The sequence below is a fragment of the Streptomyces sp. NPDC001070 genome, assembly GCF_053598835.1.
Genome location: NZ_JBSFLB010000019.1, coordinates 49,111 through 63,415 on the forward strand (window position 1 = coordinate 49,111; position 14,305 = coordinate 63,415).

The 14,305-nt window shown below is 69.8% G+C and carries 10 protein-coding genes and 6 pseudogenes; 8 read left to right on the forward strand and 8 right to left on the reverse strand.

What is annotated here, in order from left to right; genetic code table 11:
- The first annotated feature begins 11 nt into the window (after positions 1-11).
- Positions 12-230, forward strand: coding sequence for a hypothetical protein (locus ACWDAS_RS23250; protein ID WP_450393997.1), 219 nt, complete (start codon positions 12-14; stop codon positions 228-230).
- A gap of 243 nt (positions 231-473) precedes the next feature.
- Here ACWDAS_RS23250 and ACWDAS_RS23255 read toward each other — a convergent pair whose 3' ends face one another.
- Both ACWDAS_RS23255 and ACWDAS_RS23260 read right to left on the reverse strand, forming a co-directional pair.
- A complete protein-coding gene (locus tag ACWDAS_RS23255) occupies positions 474-1,589 on the reverse strand; it encodes an acyl carrier protein (protein WP_450393999.1) in 1,116 nt (371 codons plus the stop codon).
- Between the two features lie 336 nt (positions 1,590-1,925).
- Positions 1,926-2,048, reverse strand: a complete 123-nt coding sequence (locus ACWDAS_RS23260; RefSeq protein WP_450394001.1) for a hypothetical protein — start codon at positions 2,046-2,048, stop codon at positions 1,926-1,928.
- A 677-nt stretch (positions 2,049-2,725) separates the two neighbouring features.
- On the opposite strand from ACWDAS_RS23260, the gene ACWDAS_RS23265 reads away from it, so the two are divergent.
- Positions 2,726-3,181 carry a hypothetical protein gene (locus tag ACWDAS_RS23265; RefSeq protein WP_450394004.1) on the forward strand — a complete coding sequence of 152 codons (456 nt, stop codon included), beginning with the start codon at positions 2,726-2,728 and terminating at the stop codon, positions 3,179-3,181.
- Positions 3,182-3,537: 356 nt separating this feature from the next.
- Here the strand turns inward: ACWDAS_RS23265 and ACWDAS_RS23270 are convergent, their stop codons facing one another.
- Positions 3,538-3,786: a hypothetical protein gene (locus ACWDAS_RS23270; RefSeq protein WP_450394006.1), complete on the reverse strand. Its 249-nt coding sequence runs from the start codon at positions 3,784-3,786 to the stop codon at positions 3,538-3,540.
- Between the two features lie 1,044 nt (positions 3,787-4,830).
- Here ACWDAS_RS23270 and abc-f point away from each other — a divergent pair.
- The 3 genes and pseudogenes from abc-f to ACWDAS_RS23285 form a co-directional block, all read left to right on the forward strand.
- Entirely contained in the window at positions 4,831-6,465 is a 1,635-nt protein-coding gene (gene abc-f, locus ACWDAS_RS23275; protein ID WP_450394009.1) for a ribosomal protection-like ABC-F family protein, read from the forward strand.
- An 80-nt stretch (positions 6,466-6,545) separates the two neighbouring features.
- A pseudogene (locus ACWDAS_RS23280) lies at positions 6,546-7,342 on the forward strand (ATP-binding cassette domain-containing protein); the annotation flags it as partial.
- Between the two features lies 1 nt (position 7,343).
- Positions 7,344-7,439 (forward strand): annotated as a pseudogene (locus tag ACWDAS_RS23285) (NAD(P)-dependent dehydrogenase); the annotation flags it as partial.
- Here the strand turns inward: ACWDAS_RS23285 and ACWDAS_RS23290 are convergent.
- Both ACWDAS_RS23290 and ACWDAS_RS23295 read right to left on the reverse strand, forming a co-directional pair.
- Positions 7,433-7,648 (reverse strand): annotated as a pseudogene (locus ACWDAS_RS23290) (NAD(P)-dependent dehydrogenase); the annotation flags it as partial. The pseudogenes ACWDAS_RS23285 and ACWDAS_RS23290 overlap by 7 nt on opposite strands.
- Positions 7,649-7,694: 46 nt before the next feature.
- The gene (locus ACWDAS_RS23295) at positions 7,695-7,982 is read right to left on the reverse strand and encodes a hypothetical protein (protein WP_450394011.1); all 288 of its coding nucleotides are present in this window, start codon (positions 7,980-7,982) and stop codon (positions 7,695-7,697) included.
- Positions 7,983-8,063: 81 nt separating this feature from the next.
- Between ACWDAS_RS23295 and ACWDAS_RS23300 the strand changes: the two genes are divergently transcribed.
- A complete protein-coding gene (locus ACWDAS_RS23300) occupies positions 8,064-8,201 on the forward strand; it encodes a hypothetical protein (RefSeq protein WP_450394013.1) in 138 nt (45 codons plus the stop codon).
- On the opposite strand, the gene ACWDAS_RS23305 is transcribed toward ACWDAS_RS23300, so the two are convergent.
- Both ACWDAS_RS23305 and ACWDAS_RS23310 read right to left on the reverse strand, forming a co-directional pair.
- Complete coding sequence (locus ACWDAS_RS23305; RefSeq protein ID WP_450394016.1) at positions 8,176-9,540, reverse strand: PP2C family protein-serine/threonine phosphatase; 1,365 nt, start codon at positions 9,538-9,540, stop codon at positions 8,176-8,178. The genes ACWDAS_RS23300 and ACWDAS_RS23305 overlap by 26 nt on opposite strands.
- A 659-nt stretch (positions 9,541-10,199) precedes the next feature.
- Positions 10,200-10,313: pseudogene (locus tag ACWDAS_RS23310) on the reverse strand (HSP18 transcriptional regulator); the annotation flags it as partial.
- Positions 10,314-10,491: 178 nt separating this feature from the next.
- Here ACWDAS_RS23310 and ACWDAS_RS23315 point away from each other — a divergent pair.
- Positions 10,492-12,981 (forward strand): molybdopterin oxidoreductase family protein, encoded by a 2,490-nt coding sequence (locus tag ACWDAS_RS23315; protein WP_450394019.1) that lies wholly within the window; start codon positions 10,492-10,494, stop codon positions 12,979-12,981.
- A pseudogene (locus ACWDAS_RS23320) lies at positions 12,978-13,470 on the forward strand (hypothetical protein). Before ACWDAS_RS23315 ends, ACWDAS_RS23320 begins: the two are co-directional and overlap by 4 nt.
- A 48-nt stretch (positions 13,471-13,518) precedes the next feature.
- Here ACWDAS_RS23320 and ACWDAS_RS23325 read toward each other — a convergent pair.
- Positions 13,519-14,011: pseudogene (locus ACWDAS_RS23325) on the reverse strand (ornithine decarboxylase); the annotation flags it as partial.
- Positions 14,012-14,305 lie beyond the last annotated feature (294 nt).

Genomic DNA, 14,305 nt, shown 5'->3' on the forward strand with positions numbered 1-14,305 from the left:
CAGGGGGCTTGATGAGGCAGAAACTCGTGGAGCACATGCGAGCCTGGACCACACAGCGAAAGATCTCGGTCTATCTGATCGCGCAGGCGATTCTGCTCAGCCTGATCATCACGGCCGTCCGAGCTTGGAACGTCGATGTCCCTTCTCTCGCCTACCTCGGTCCATGGCTCGGCACAGTCACCGGCGGGCTGATCGGCATCCTCCTCGGATCGAAGAGGTCATCCCCGTGACCGCTCAGTCGCACTGATCTCACCAGGCGAGCCACGCAGCCATCGATGAACCAGAACGCGCCTCGATGACCAGCCTCCCGCGTTCGCAACTCTTCCGCGTCCGCGGACACCATCGGTGCCGTCACTTCTCATCGACGTCCACGAGTCTGATGATCAGCAACTGACTCCCGAACGCTTCGGCAGTCGCTGTCCCGGACAATGGCCCGAGCCGCGCGATAGGCCTGTCCACCGGTGTGGGCGGGGTCAGGCACGTGCCTGGTTCCTGCGCCGTTTCCACCAGGTCAGGCCTACGCCGGAGCCCAGGAGAAGCAGGGCGAGCCCGGCGGCGAGCCCGGCCTCGGTCCCAGTGCGGGCCAGGTCACCGTCGGTGGAGCCGCCCGGCGGGTCCACAGGAGCCGGGGTCGTGGTCGCCGAGCCCGTTGCCGATGGCCGCGAGGTCGGGGAGTGGGTGGGCCCGGCTGTGGCGGTGGGTGTGTGTGTGGGCTTTGGTGTGCCGCCGCCGGTGCCGACCTTCACCGGCAGCGTGTGTTCCGCGCCGCTGATGTAGTAGTCGTGGGGGGCCGAGAAAATCACGAATTCCCGGTCATGCGACCTGATCTTGGCGCTTACGGTGAAGTTGCCCTGGCCGTCCGTGGTCGTCTGGGCGTTGTACTGGTTCTCGTAATAGGTGCGCAGAAACACCCGGGTGCCGGCGACCGGCCCGTGTCCGGCCGGCCAGCTCACCTTGCCTGTGACCGTGAGGGTGTCGCCGGTGTGCACCTGGGTCTTGTTGACCTTGTAGGTCAGCGTACTGGCGACGGGCGAGGTGCTGACCGTGGCGTCGGCGTAGACCACGTCGTGGTCCGAGGGGTCCTCCGCCGAGTTGTAGGTGGAGTAGAACTCAACCTGGTTGAGCGGCGACAGCAGGACACTGTCCCTGTCCAGCCAGCGGTCGGCCGCAACGTCGTCGAGGGTGAACCGTCCGCTCTCATCCGTGCGCAGGGTGCCGAGGCTGCGACCCTCGCTTTCGACAGGGTTGATGGGGTCACCCCACGGGTTCCACGTCGCGTACATCACGCCCTGCCCGACGGAAATCGATGCATCCACCACAGGCGTGCCGTCGGACCGCGTCAGGGTGCCGGAGAGATCGACCTTGCGGTGGCCGAAGTCCGTGTGGTCGGGCGTGGCGGACAGGGTGAGCCGGTAGGAGGCCGCGGCCGGCTCGGTGGTGGACGAGTGCGTGTTGGTGGGCGCCGTGGTGGGCGAGGAGGATGTGGCGGGCGCGGTCGGTGCCGCGTGGGCGGGCGCCGTGGCGCCGGCTATGAGAAGGGCGAACAGGGCCGTCGCGGTCGAGCGGCCCGCCGCCGGGCGTGAGCGCACGTGAACTCCAAGGAATCAGGGTCGGGTCGTCCGACGAGAGGTGCCGTGCTACCGGTCGTCCCGGTGCAGGTTGGACCCTTGAAGTACTGCTCGTGGTTGTACCCGATGGCGGTAAAGCCAATTGCACATGCTCTGTTCGACAAGAAGACTCTTATGCGTCGGCTGGAGTACACGGCCGCGGAGCCCTGTGGCCCGCGGAGCTTTGCGCGGCCGGTGTGCGAACGGGTGCCCGGCCGAGGCCTCTTCACCAGGTTCCTCCGAGGATGCCCCGGCCTTCAGGCTTTGTTGGTGGATTCGGTGCGGTCAGGCAGCCGGTTCGAGTCCGATGCGGGCGAGTCAGCTCATCCGGGTGGTGCCGATGGGAGTTTCGGTCCACCAGGCGTCGAGGCGTTGCAGGTTGAATCCGGCGGCGATCAGGATGTGACCGAGGTGGGTCTTGCACAGGCCCCGGTAGGGCATGGTTCGTGTCCCTGTCACCGGACGGCCCGGGAGTGAGCTTGTTCCGCCAGAATTCGTACAGCCGGGCTTTGCTCCTCTGGTCTGGGAATCCCGTGTTGCTGCACGACAACGTTCGTCGCGACCGCCCGGATATCCCGAGCGGAGGCCGCCCAGCAGCCGCGTGGCGGCCATGCAGGCGTGAAGGTCTCCGGGCCAGGTGCGCCACGGAAGTGCAGTCGTGGGGGGTGACGCCCCTTGCGCGCGCCCTATCACCCTTCGGGCGGCTCAAGGCTCATTTGCGGCGCGGGAGCAACTCCCCGGCGACATGCGCGGCACCGGGCTGCCGGTCGAATCGCGGATCGATGACTGCGGGCACTGGCAGGTGGTCCGCCTCCTCCCGAAGGCGGTGGTGCCGCTGCCCAGACTGCCCGAGCGGCCGGTAATCGACTGGTCGGAACTGCCGGCAGACGGTTCGCTGCGGCACAGGCCGAGCGAGTACCGGGACATCCCCGCGGGCGTGGCCCTCGCCCACGTGGTGGCGGCCGCCGGCGGCCAGCCGATCCAGGCGGCACACGGTACGGTCGCACCACCGCTGCAACACCCGACGCCGCACGTCATCCTGCCGCCCGTGACCCACTCCCCTCACCGTCCCTGCGGCAAGGGAGGACACTCGGGGCAGGCGAACAAGGAGCGGGGCGATGGGTGCGTTCGGGTACGTGTGCGTGACGTTCCTCTGCTGGGCCGGGGCCGGGATCTCGGTCCGGTCCGCATGGCTGGCATGGCACGACAGCCCGCGCTTCCACGTCGTACCGGGGAGCCGGTTCCACCCCTTCGACCCGTCCCGGGTCCGCGGGCACAAGCGCGGCCTGGTCCCCTGGGCCGGGATCTCCCTAGGGGCAGGGCTCTGCCTCACCGGCGGCTTCCTGATCGGCTGGTTCGAAGGCGTCACGGTGGCCGCGGGAAGCATCCTCACGGCCCTCGGGGTCCTGATGTCCGCCCTCGGCTTCGGCCTCCACCTCACGATCCTCTGGTTCAACCGGCCGCGGTTCCTGGTACCCCCACACCTGCGAGACGATCCAGGCACAATGATCGAATGGCGGCGCCACCGCAAGGAACTACGCGCATCCCTGCGAGAGGCGGCAAGGCGCCCGTGAGCCGGGACGGCGGACCGTCCCAGTCGACGCCGCCTCGCGGCGAGCGACGCCCGCGGAACACTCCTCGCTCTCCGGGCTGAGCCGCACGAGTGCGGGCACCGCCGCTGGGTCCGCGGGAGTTTCATGAGCGGGCCGCGTCCTCCTCGTCAAAGCCCGCCTCCACCCGAACGAGTCAGCAACCCATAACACCGTCCTGCCGCCCGGCCCTGAAGGACGCGAGAACCATGCTCGGCGCTGAGGACCGGCGGCAGACCGTGCCGGGTGACTCCCCGGATCCGGCTTCATCCGATCTGCCAGGCCACCACGGGAGTGACGGACGAGCGTGCAGCCGACAGCCGACGCGACCGTTTCAGACGTCAGACATCACAGCCTCGCTCCCCGGGCCCGGGGACGACAACCTCGAGGAAGCTTGCGTCCCGGAAGGCCCTCAGCGCCTTCCCCCGGGTACCGCCGAGCTTCTCCAGAACCTCGTCCTTCGTCAGGCCCGTGCCGCGAAGCCGAGCAGACTGCCGGGCCAGTGCCAGCCGCTCCGGATGGTCTTCCGGGGCTTCGTGGAAGACCGCGTCCTGCAGCAGGTCCTTGACGGACTCGAGGGACCGTCCCATCTCCGCCCTCGCCAGGCCCGCTCTTCTGTGGCCCAGAGCCTCCGCCGCCGCAAGGCGCCGCTCCTTGTGCAGGTCCTCATTACGTCGGAGCGTATTCCCGCGGCCTTCCGGACACGGTAGAGCAGACTCTCGACCTGCTGAGGAGACAGGCCGAGCCGCGCTGCGATGTCACGATTCGCCACACCCTCCCCGTGCAGCCGCAGCGCCTGCTCCTCGCGGTCCTGACGAAACAGCCGTTCCTGCTCCCGCTCCTGCTTCCTGCGTCGCCCGATCTCGGCCTTGAACGCACGCCGCAGGGAGGCTTTCACCGATCGGGCCCAGCGGAGTTGGTTGTTCGCACTCCTCCCGCATCTGCTCCCGGACGAAATAGCCGTACCAGAACGGCATCCGCTCGCCCAGACCGCCGTCGGCACTCCCGCCCCACCGGAACATGGGGTACTGCTCGCGCCTTCTCCGCAACACCTTCAGGACCGACTCGTCCGGGGTGTAGCCGCGGTCCCGCCGCATCAGGAGCCGCTGCTTGTCGGTGAGTCACTCCATGACACTGGTCCAGGCCCTCAGGGTCTCACCAGCAGGCCGGACCCGGCGTCGGCGACCACGTACCCGGTGGGAGCCGGTCGCTCAGGGAAGCAGCGGTCGGTCGTTCTCGCGCGCGGGTGTTCACGGGGTGCCTTCGGCGCCGAGCGGGCGGCGGTGAGCTGGTGTGGAGCAGCAGCGGCTCTGACGTCGTCAGGGCGCGAGCTTCGAGCCCCGGCCGGCCAGGCGTGTCGGCAGCGGGAACCGGCGATCGCGATCACGGGGAGGTCCGATCGGAAAGAGGAGACGGGAACGTGTTGTTATGCTGGTGGCTGTCACAGGACGGGCAATGAGGAGTCACAGACGTGGTGGGTGACGACGACATCTCCGGGTGAGATCCGGATCTGACGGCCACCGGCCGGCGCTCAGGAGCGCTGCCGAGGTGGTCCGTTTCGTCGTACCCCCTCCTCCCACGTCTGCCCAGGGCAGAGGTCTACGCTCTGCCCTCGTACCTCCGAGGTCATTTCCATGTCCGACGTCGCTGTCGTCTGCTCGAACGTCTCCTTCGCCTGGCCCGACGACACCCCCGTCTTCCACGACCTGTCCTTTTCCGTGACCCCCGGCCGTACGGGCCTGGTAGCGCCCAACGGCTCCGGCAAGAGCACCCTGCTCAAGCTGATCGCCGGTGAGCTGAAGCCCGCCACGGGCTCGGTGTCGGTGAACGGAACGCTCGGCTACCTCCCGCAGACCCTGCCCCTGACCAGCGACCTCACCGTCGCCGAGGTGCTCGGCGTCGCCGCGGTGATCCGCGCCCTGGACGCTGTGGAGTCCGGGGACGTCGACGAGAAGCACTTCGCCGCCATCGGTGACGACTGGGACATCGAGGAGCGCACCCGCGTCCAGCTCGACCGTCTGGGTCTGGCCGACCTCACCTTGGACCGCACCCTGAGCACGCTCAGCGGAGGCCAGGTGGTCTCCCTCGGGCTCGCCGCCCAGTTGCTCAAGCGTCCCGACGTCCTCCTTCTCGACGAGCCGACCAACAACCTCGACCTCCAGGCCCGGCACAAGCTCTACGACGTGCTGTCGGACTTCAACGGCTGTCTGCTCCTGGTCAGCCACGACCGCGCGCTGCTGGACCGCATGGAGCGCATCGCCGAACTCGGCAGCAACGAACTGCGCCTGTACGGCGGTGCTTTCACCGAGTACGAGGAGGCCGTCCGCGCCGAGCAGGAGGTCGCCGAGAAGAACGTCCGCAACGCCGAGCAGGAACTGAAGCGGGAGAAGCGGGAACTGCAGCAGGCCCGCGAGCGCGCCGAGCGCCGGGCGAGCAGCGCCGCCAAGAACCTGAAGAACGCCGGGCTGCCCAAGATCTTCGCCGGCAACATGAAGCGCGGCGCGCAGGAGGCCGCGGGCAAGTCCGGCACGATGCACGCCTCCCGGGTCAGCGATGCCAAGGCCCGCCTCGACGAGGCCGGGCGGGCCCTGCGCGAGCAGCAGCGGCTCACGCTGGAGCTGCCCGGCACCCACGTGCCCGCCGGACGCAACCTGTTCCTCGGCGAGGGCATGCAGGTCCGCCTCGGCGGCAAGGACGTGTTCGCGGCGGGCGGCGTCGACCTGAGCGTCCGGGGTCCCGAGCGCATCGCACTGACCGGGCCCAACGGCGCCGGCAAGACCACCTTGATGCGGCTGGTCACCGGGGTTCTCGCCCCGGAGAGCGGGGAGATCAAGCGCAACGACGGGAGGATCGCCTACCTGTCGCAACGCCTGGACCTGCTGGACCTGGACCGCACTGTGGCGGAGAACTTCGCCGCGTTCGCGCCCGAGCGGCCCGAGGCTGAGCGGATGAACCTGCTCGCCCGGTTCCTCTTCCGGGGCGCGCGGGCCCATCTGCCGGTGGGTGTCCTCTCCGGCGGCGAGCGGCTGCGCGCCACCCTGGCCTGCGTGCTGTGCGCGGAGCCGGCCCCGCACCTGCTGCTGCTCGACGAGCCCACCAACAACCTCGACCTGGTCAGCGCGGGCCAGCTGGAGAGCGCGCTCAACTCCTACCAGGGTGCCTTCATGGTGGTCAGCCATGACGAGCGGTTCCTCGCCGAGATCGGGATCAGCCGCTGGCTGCGGCTGGCCGACGGGGTGCTGAAGGAGACGGGGGCACCGGCGGTGTGAGCCGCCGACGTGTGACGTGGTCCGCGTCCGAGGCCGTGCGCCCGGCGGGCCGAGAACCGATCACGCCAGGACGGTGCCCCGTGCCCCAGCCCGCTCTGCTCGCCCACGACCTCGTCCGGACTCTGGGTGGACGTCGCGTCCTCGACGGTGTCCGCCTCACCGCCTCCCCCGGTCACCGCATCGGCCTGATCGGGGAGAACGGCGTCGGCAAGTCCACCCCGCTGCGGCTGCTCGCCGGCGTGGACGAACCCAATGGGGGAAGCGTCTCCCGCCCCCGCGACGTCGGTTTCCTCCAGCAGGAGATGCCGTTCGACGCGGACTTCACCCTCGGCGCCGTACTGGACGAGGCGCTGCGCGAGGCCCGTGAAGACCTCGCCGAACTCGACCGGCTAGGCAAGGAGCTGGCGCGCGTCCCCGAGGACGACCCCGGCCACCGGGAACTCCTCGACACCTACGGCAGACGTCTCGAACAGGCCCAGAACCGGGAGTCCTGGGACGCCGACCGCCGCGCCGCGCTGGTCCTGGACGGCCTCGGCCTGGGCGCCCTCGGTCACGACCGGAGCCTTCGCTCGCTCTCCGGTGGGCAGCGCGGCCGGCTCGCACTGGCCGCGCTGCTGGTCCGGCGGCCCTTCGGCCCTCCGCGCTGCTCCTGGACGAGCCGACCAACCACCTCGACGACGACGCCGCCGCTTTCCTCGAGGCACAGGTCCGGTCCCTGTCCGGCACCGTGGTGGTCGCCAGCCACGACCGGGCGTTCCTCGACGCCGTCAGCACCGACCTGATCGACCTCGACCCGGCGCCGAACGGACCCGTCCGCTACGGCGGCAACTACAGCGCCTACCTCTCGGCGAAGCACGCCGAGCGGCAGCGCTGGGAGGTCCCAGCCGGGAGGGATCGGCGCGATCGACACGGAGCAGTTCGACCGGGTGCTCAAGACGAACCTGTACGCGATGTTCTGGCTGTCGAAGATGGCCACGGCCCGGCCGATCCCGGAGTCGCCACCGCTGATCACCGCGGCCTTGCCCACCAGCTGGCCGCTGCCTTCGTACGAGGTCTCGCCGTGGTCGGGGCGCGGGTCCATCGGGCCGGTCCAGCCCGGATGCGGCTGGTCCTGGGCGGGGAAGTCCAGCTGCGGGTGGCGGCTGACCGGGTCCTCGTTGTCGCTGTGCTCACGACCTGTCAACGGACGGCGTGGGCGGGTGCGGCGCCGCCGGGGCGGGGGCCGTGTCTCAGGCGGCCACCTTGTCCATCACCTTGTCCTTGAGGTGGTGGACGTCACTCTCCTGGAGCGTGCCGTCAGCCTGCTCGTACTGACTGAGGGCCAGGCCCAGGCCGAAGAAGGTGGGGGCCCACTCGCCGACATAGATTCCCCAGCGGTCGGCGCGGGCCAGGCCTACGCCGGGTTCCGCGGTGAGGCTGGTGGCCCAAGCGGCGACGGACAGGCCGATGGACGCCATGCCGGCCAGGTACGCATGCTCACTGCGTATGCCCATGCCGTGCATCTTCTGGATGATCATGACGGGCTCCCTTGAACGGAATGCGTATCCCTCCCCCATCGACCCGGCTTGCCCGATATCGTCACAATAAACACGCTTCGCGTGCCCGCCTCTGTCACCGGGCCGGAGCAGCACCCCGCGCGCGCATACCGCCCCGGGCTGGACGTTGTCGGTACGCGCGCGATCTGGACCGGTTACGTCAGCTTCGGCCTGGTCAGCCTGCCCGTCCATCTCTACTGACCGGGCCTGCCCAAGGCACTGGGCCAAGGTGTGCCCTGCCCGACCGCGGTCTCCAGCTGGACGGCTCATGCGAGTGATGCGCGGCCCGATCGGCCTGCCTGCGCGGCCCGCAAGCGTTCGAACTACTTGCGCCGTCTCCGGGGCGCTGAGGGGGCGGCCCTTGCCATTCACAGATGAGGACGGTGGCGTCGTCCTGAAGACTTCCGCGGTGGTGGTCGAGGATGTCGTGCATGAGACGGCGCAACGTTTCGGGCGCGGGCATGCCATCGGCCTGCTGACGGATGACGAAGTCGGTGAACCGCTCCCGGCCGAATTGCTTCCCTTGCGCGTCGCGCGCCTCTGTGACGCCGTCGGTGTAGAGCAGCACGCGGTCGCCTCGTTGCAGATGTGTGTGGCACATCTGGACGGGCAGGCCCAGGTCGCTGCCCATCGGGTGCGAGGGCGGGCAATCAAGGACGTGCACCCAGCGTCCGCCACGGATCAGCACCGGCGGGGGATGACCTCGGTTCACCCAGGTGAGACGGCCGGCGCGCAGGTCCAGGTCGGCCAGCACTCCCGTGGCGTACCGCTCGCGCGCGAACTGCTCGATGAGCACCTGCTCGATGGCGTCACTGGCCGCCGCAAGACCGACGTCGTGGCGGCGTTGGTTGCGGCAGGCGGCCACCGCGAGGTGAGAGGTCAAGCCGGCCGCGGTGTCGTGGCCCATGGCGTCGAAGACCGCCAGATGGAGCACCTCGCCCGCCAGCGCATAGTCGAACGCGTCCCCGCCGACCTGGTAGGCCGGCTCCATCTCCGCGCAGACCACCACCCGGCTGTTGGCGAACGACCGCGGGGGCATCAGAGCCCACTGCATCTCCGCGGCGATGCTCATGGGCTCGCTGCGCACCAGGCGGGCGTGCGAATCGCTCGAATGGCGCTTGCTGACCAGGTGCAGAGCCACCAGGGAGGCGAGCTGCTCGGCCGCGTCGCAGTCGGCGTCGTCGGTCATGTCCACGCGCAGGACCCCCAGGCGCTGCGTGCCGTCGAGGATCGGCACCCAGTACCGCTGCCGCCGCGGTCCGGTACCGGGAGCGGTCACGATGCACGAGCGGCGGAAGGCACGGCCCGGCAAGGTCGTTTCGATGGACAGCTCCTCGCCGTCCCGGCCGGCATCGAGACCGCAGCCCGTGAGCTCCCGCAGCACCTGCTGCCGAAGGTCTGACACATAGATACGGGCGTCTTGCAGGTCTGCCTCGGCCGCGTGCTCGGCCACCAGGCCCGGAAGTTGTTCGATGCTCGCCAGGTGACCGGCACGCAGCAACTCGCGCATCATGCGGAGCACGTCTTCGGGCCGTGCCATCCAGTCGCCACCCTTGCCTCACCGATTGGTCCCCCACACATCGTGCGCCTCAGGACCGACGAGCAGACGCATTTCCGGCGCGACGCGTCGCCGGTGGTGAGGCGGGGTCCGCTGTCACCGCAGCCGGCGCAGCGTGGAGACCGTCCGCCCGGCTGGTCGTGTGAGTGACCCACGAGGCCCGGGCCCCAGCCGGACGGCCCAGATCATTGCCTGGGGGCCCATGTCTCGGCTTGAGGCCGCATAGTTGCGTCGGGCGGGGGCAGGCGAGGTCGGCGGAACACCACAGGACTCATGGCCCGTCACGCGCTGGCGGACGGCCGCAGTGCGCCTTGCTGCGGCGGGCTGGTCTCAGGCCTCGGGCCCGAGACCTTTGGGAGGGAGAGCTGGGCGTATGGCGGGACGGCGGCCCCGATCTTTGGCGACGGGCGCGCAGCGCCGCCCAGCCGCGAAAAGCGTACAGGCGGGCCCCCTTCCTCTCGTGGCAGCGGCCTGGCCAAACGGCGCTCCTTCCGGCGGATCCACACTGTGCATCGATCGCCGATCCGCCGTGCGCGCCTGCCCGGGGGTCGCTGGGCCGTCGTTCCCTCCCGCTGGGTCAAGCGCCGGTCGCTGGTCGTTACTGTCCTGGCGCAGTTGGTCGGCGTGCCGAGTGAGAGCGTCGCCAGGCGGCGCAGGTCGGCGGCGTTGTCGCGCGCCCAGGCAGTGACTGTACGGTCGGCGGCGCGGCGGTCGCGGGTGGCCTTCACCCGCTCCTCCCCATATCCGCCGACGGCGCGCTACGCGGGGCCCTGACCGCACCTTGGGAGTCGTCAGGCTGCGCGTGCTGGGGTGGGCCCAACCAGGGGGCTTCTTGTCGTGATGAAGGGTGATGTTGGACAGGGGTTAGGTAGGCAGGGGCCTCGGGTACCCGATGGGCGTCTGGTGGACAGGCACCTACAGCGGGAGGCAGGGATGCAACCGTCGTTGGATCGGATTGCCCACCCCTGGGGCAGCCGTACTCCCTACGGCCTGGACGAGAAGTGGCCCACGCGAGTGGATGCGTACCTGGCCGAGGGGATCGAGCCGGGGATGGTGGAGCGGTGGGTACAGACCGCGTCCATCCTGCATTCGGACGGCGACGCCATGGACATCGCCGTCGCCGGTGGCCGCATCGTGGGCGTACGGGGCCGCGCTATTGATCGCGTGAACCGCGGGCGACTCGGCCCGAAGGATCTCTTTGGCTGGCAGGCCAACGGCAGCTCCGACCGGCTGACCCGGCCGCTGATCCGCCACGAAGGTGAGTTGGTGGAGTGCGACTGGGGCTCTGCGATGGACCGCATCGTCTCTCGGTCCAAGTCGCTGCTGCACGAACGTGGGCCTGGTTCGATCGGCTTCTACACCAGCGGCCAGCTGTTCCTGGAGGAGTACTACACGCTCGCCGTCCTCGCTCGGGCCGGCATCGGCACCAACCACCTGGACGGCAACACCCGGCTGTGCGCGGCGACCGCCGGGGAGGCCCTGAAGGAGTCGTTCGGCTGCGACGGCCAGCCGGGCTGCTACGACGACTTCGACCACGCGGACGTCATCGCCCTGTTCGGGCACAACGTCGCCGAGACCCAGCCGGTGCAGTGGATGCGCATCCTGGACCGGCTCGAAGGCGCCGACCCCCCACGCCTGGTGTGCGTCGACCCGCGCCCCACCCTGGTCGCCCGCAGGTCCGCCGTCCATCTCGCCCCGCGTATCGGCACGAACATGGCACTGATGAACGCTCTGCTGCACGAGGTCATCCGCACCGACCGGGTCGACCACGACTACATCGGGGCCCACACGGTCGGCTACGAGGAACTGACCGAGCAGGTACGGGACTGCACCCCGGAGTGGGCCGCCGGGATATGCGACGTACCGGCGGCGCGCATCGCCGAGGCCGGTGAGCTCCTGGGATACGCGGACCGGCTGACGTCGACCGTGCTGCAGGGCTTCTACCAGTCCCACCAGGCGACCGCGGCGGCCGTGCAGGTCAACAACCTGCACCTGGTCCGCGGCATGCTCGGACGGCCCGGGTGCGGGGTGCTGCAGATGAACGGGCAGCCCACCGCGGAGAACACGCGCGAGTGCGGGGCGGACGGCGACCTGCCCGGCTTCCGCAACTGGGAGAACGACGCCCATGTGGCCGACCTGGCGAAGGTCTGGAACGTCGAACCGTCGGCCATCCCCCACTACGCCCCTCCCACCCACGCCATGCAGATGTTCCGCTACGCGGAGCAGGGCTCGATCCGCATGCTGTGGATCAGCGGCACGAATCCCGCCGTGTCACTACCCGAACTGTCGCGCATCCGCTCGATCCTCACGCAGGAACGTCTGTTCGTCGTCGTGCAGGACCTGTTCCTCACGGAAACCGCGCAGCTCGCCGACGTGGTGCTGCCCGCGGCCACCTGGGGTGAGAAGACGGGCACCTTCACCAACGCCGACCGCACCGTGCACCTGTCGGAGAAGGCCGTCGACCCGCCCGGCGAAGCCAGGCCGGACCTGGACATCTTCCTCGACTACGCCGCCCGCATGGACTTCCGCGACAAGGACGACGGTCGGCTGATCTCCTGGGACGACCCCGAAGCGGCCTTCGAGGCATGGAAACGGTGCAGCGCCGGCCGCCCCTGCGACTACACCGGCCTGACGTACGGCAAGCTGCGCGGCGGCAGCGGTGTCCAGTGGCCCTGCAACACAGAAGCACCCGACGGCACGGAACGTCTGTACCGCGACGGCATCGCATGGGCTCACCCCGACGTGTGCGAGAGCTACGGCAAGGACCTGGTCACCGGCGCCGCCGACAGCGAGGTGGAGTACCGGTCCCTCAACCCGAGCGGCAAGGCGGTCATCAAGGCAGCCGAGTACCTGCCAGCCCACGAAGAGCCCAGCCCGGAATACCCCTTCCAGCTCACCACAGGGCGCACTGTCTACCACTTCCACACCAGGACCAAAACAGGGCGAGCACCCCAGCTGAACGCCGCCGCCCCCGAGGTGTGGGTGGAGATGTCCGCCCAGGACGCGGAAGCCCAGGGCCTCGGCGAAGGCGGCCTCGTCGCAGTCGGCACACCCCGCGGATCTCTGCACGGTCGGCTTCGTGTGACCGGGATCCGGGCAGGCCTGCTGTTCGTTCCGTTCCACTACGGCTACTGGGACACTCCGGCGGGCCACGGCCCGGACGGTGACACACCGGGTCGCGCCGCGAACGAAGCCACCATCACCGACTGGGACCCGGTCTCCAAGCAGCCACTGTTCAAGACCGCTGCGGCAACAGTGACGCTGCTGGAACGCGGTGCCGGAACCCCCAGCCCGGCACCGACGGTCACCGCCTCCGCCCCCGCGCGGACCGGTGGCGTACCGGCCACCGCCGGAGGCCCGGAAGCGTACGCGTCCCAGACCGCCGGTGGCCCCCTGGGCACCGAGGAAGGCGGAATGCGATGAACGGCATCAAGTACATCCTGCGTGCCCTGCATCACGGCGAGGAGCACCTGGCCAAGGAGCTCGTCGCCGCGGCCGACCGCCAGCACACGGAGCACGAGGTCCACCACGTCGCCATCGATCTGGCCCGCCTGGTCTCGCGAGCACGTCCGGCGGTTGGCAGAGGTCGCCGGAGCCTACGACCTGGACCTCGATCCGCCCGGCGAACCACGAACAGGCCTGCTGTCGGCACTGCGGAGCACGACCACCGAGGCGGTGGGGCGCCGCCCCGAACCCGCACTGCTGCTCCTGCGGGATCTGCGGGACCTCCACCTGGCCGCGTCCGAGAACTCCCTCTACTGGGAGATGCTGGCCCAGGCGGGCCAGGCCACGAGGGACGAACGGCTGCTCGGCCTCGCAGCCCGGTGCCACCCGCAGACCCTGCGGCAGTTGCGCTGGACCAACACCATGATCAAGACCCTGTCGCCCCAGGCATTGGCGACTCTGCAGTAAGAGGCCGTGTCCGACCCCCGAACCGCAGGTCAGTGGCGCCTGGAGTCGCAGCGCTCCCTTCGCGTCCGGGTGGTCGCGCAAGGCGGTGGCGAACGCCTGCGGGGACGGTGGATGGGCCAGGTCCAGGTCGGGGTCCCATTGGGGGCGCACCCAGATCGGTTCCTGGCCGGAGAGGATCAGCCCCAAGATGACGGACTTGTGGGCGTCCCGTCCCACCACGAGCTTTTCGTGGGGTCCGGCGACGGAGAGCATGGCCGATTTCACCGACAGCGAGCTGCCGCAGGTGGAGAAGAACGTGTGCTCGGCTCCCATGGCGTCCGCCATAAGCTCCTGCGCCCGCTCCAGGACGCCGCGGGGAGGTACGGTCGTCCATGCCGCTGGTCGCCAGGATGTCGGAGCGGAAAACCACCTCTCGTAGCGCCTCCAGGCCACGGGGATCAGCGCCCCGGCCCTGTTTGTGGCCGGGCGGGGTGAACGGTGTCTGACCGGTCACGTGGTAGGCGGCCAGCGCCTCCAGGACCGGCGCGTGCGAATGGTCCATGAGCAGCGGCTGCCCCGCCCCGGTAGTGGAAACGCTCCGAGGGCGGGGCGGAGGGGTGCGGCCGCGGTGCTTTGGTTTGCGGCTCCTGACGGTCGACTCCGCGTCCCGACGGCGGGCGCGGCGGCGGGTAGGCGAACGGGAGACATCCGGGAGACGCCGATGCACGGGCAGCTGGAGCAGGTGTACGCACGCGTCACGGAGGAGCTGACCGCACGGGCCGGTCTCCTGTGGGAGGTCGCGCTCGCCCTGCACAGCGATCCTGAGCTGTCCTTCGAGGCTGCCCGGCCTCGGGCA

Bases quoted from the DNA above. Each gene is read 5' to 3' on its own strand.
- ACWDAS_RS23270 (WP_450394006.1), bottom strand. From the start codon at position 3,786: ATGGGACGGTCCCTCGAGTCCGTCAAGGACCTGCTGCAGGACGCGGTC.
- ACWDAS_RS23260 (WP_450394001.1), bottom strand. From the start codon at position 2,048: ATGCCCTACCGGGGCCTGTGCAAGACCCACCTCGGTCACATCCTGATC.
- ACWDAS_RS23265 (WP_450394004.1), top strand. From the start codon at position 2,726: ATGGGTGCGTTCGGGTACGTGTGCGTGACGTTCCTCTGCTGGGCCGGG.
- ACWDAS_RS23295 (WP_450394011.1), bottom strand. From the start codon at position 7,982: ATGATCATCCAGAAGATGCACGGCATGGGCATACGCAGTGAGCATGCG.
- abc-f (WP_450394009.1), top strand. From the start codon at position 4,831: ATGTCCGACGTCGCTGTCGTCTGCTCGAACGTCTCCTTCGCCTGGCCC.
- ACWDAS_RS23250 (WP_450393997.1), top strand. From the start codon at position 12: ATGAGGCAGAAACTCGTGGAGCACATGCGAGCCTGGACCACACAGCGA.
- ACWDAS_RS23305 (WP_450394016.1), bottom strand. From the start codon at position 9,540: ATGGCACGGCCCGAAGACGTGCTCCGCATGATGCGCGAGTTGCTGCGT.
- ACWDAS_RS23315 (WP_450394019.1), top strand. From the start codon at position 10,492: ATGCAACCGTCGTTGGATCGGATTGCCCACCCCTGGGGCAGCCGTACT.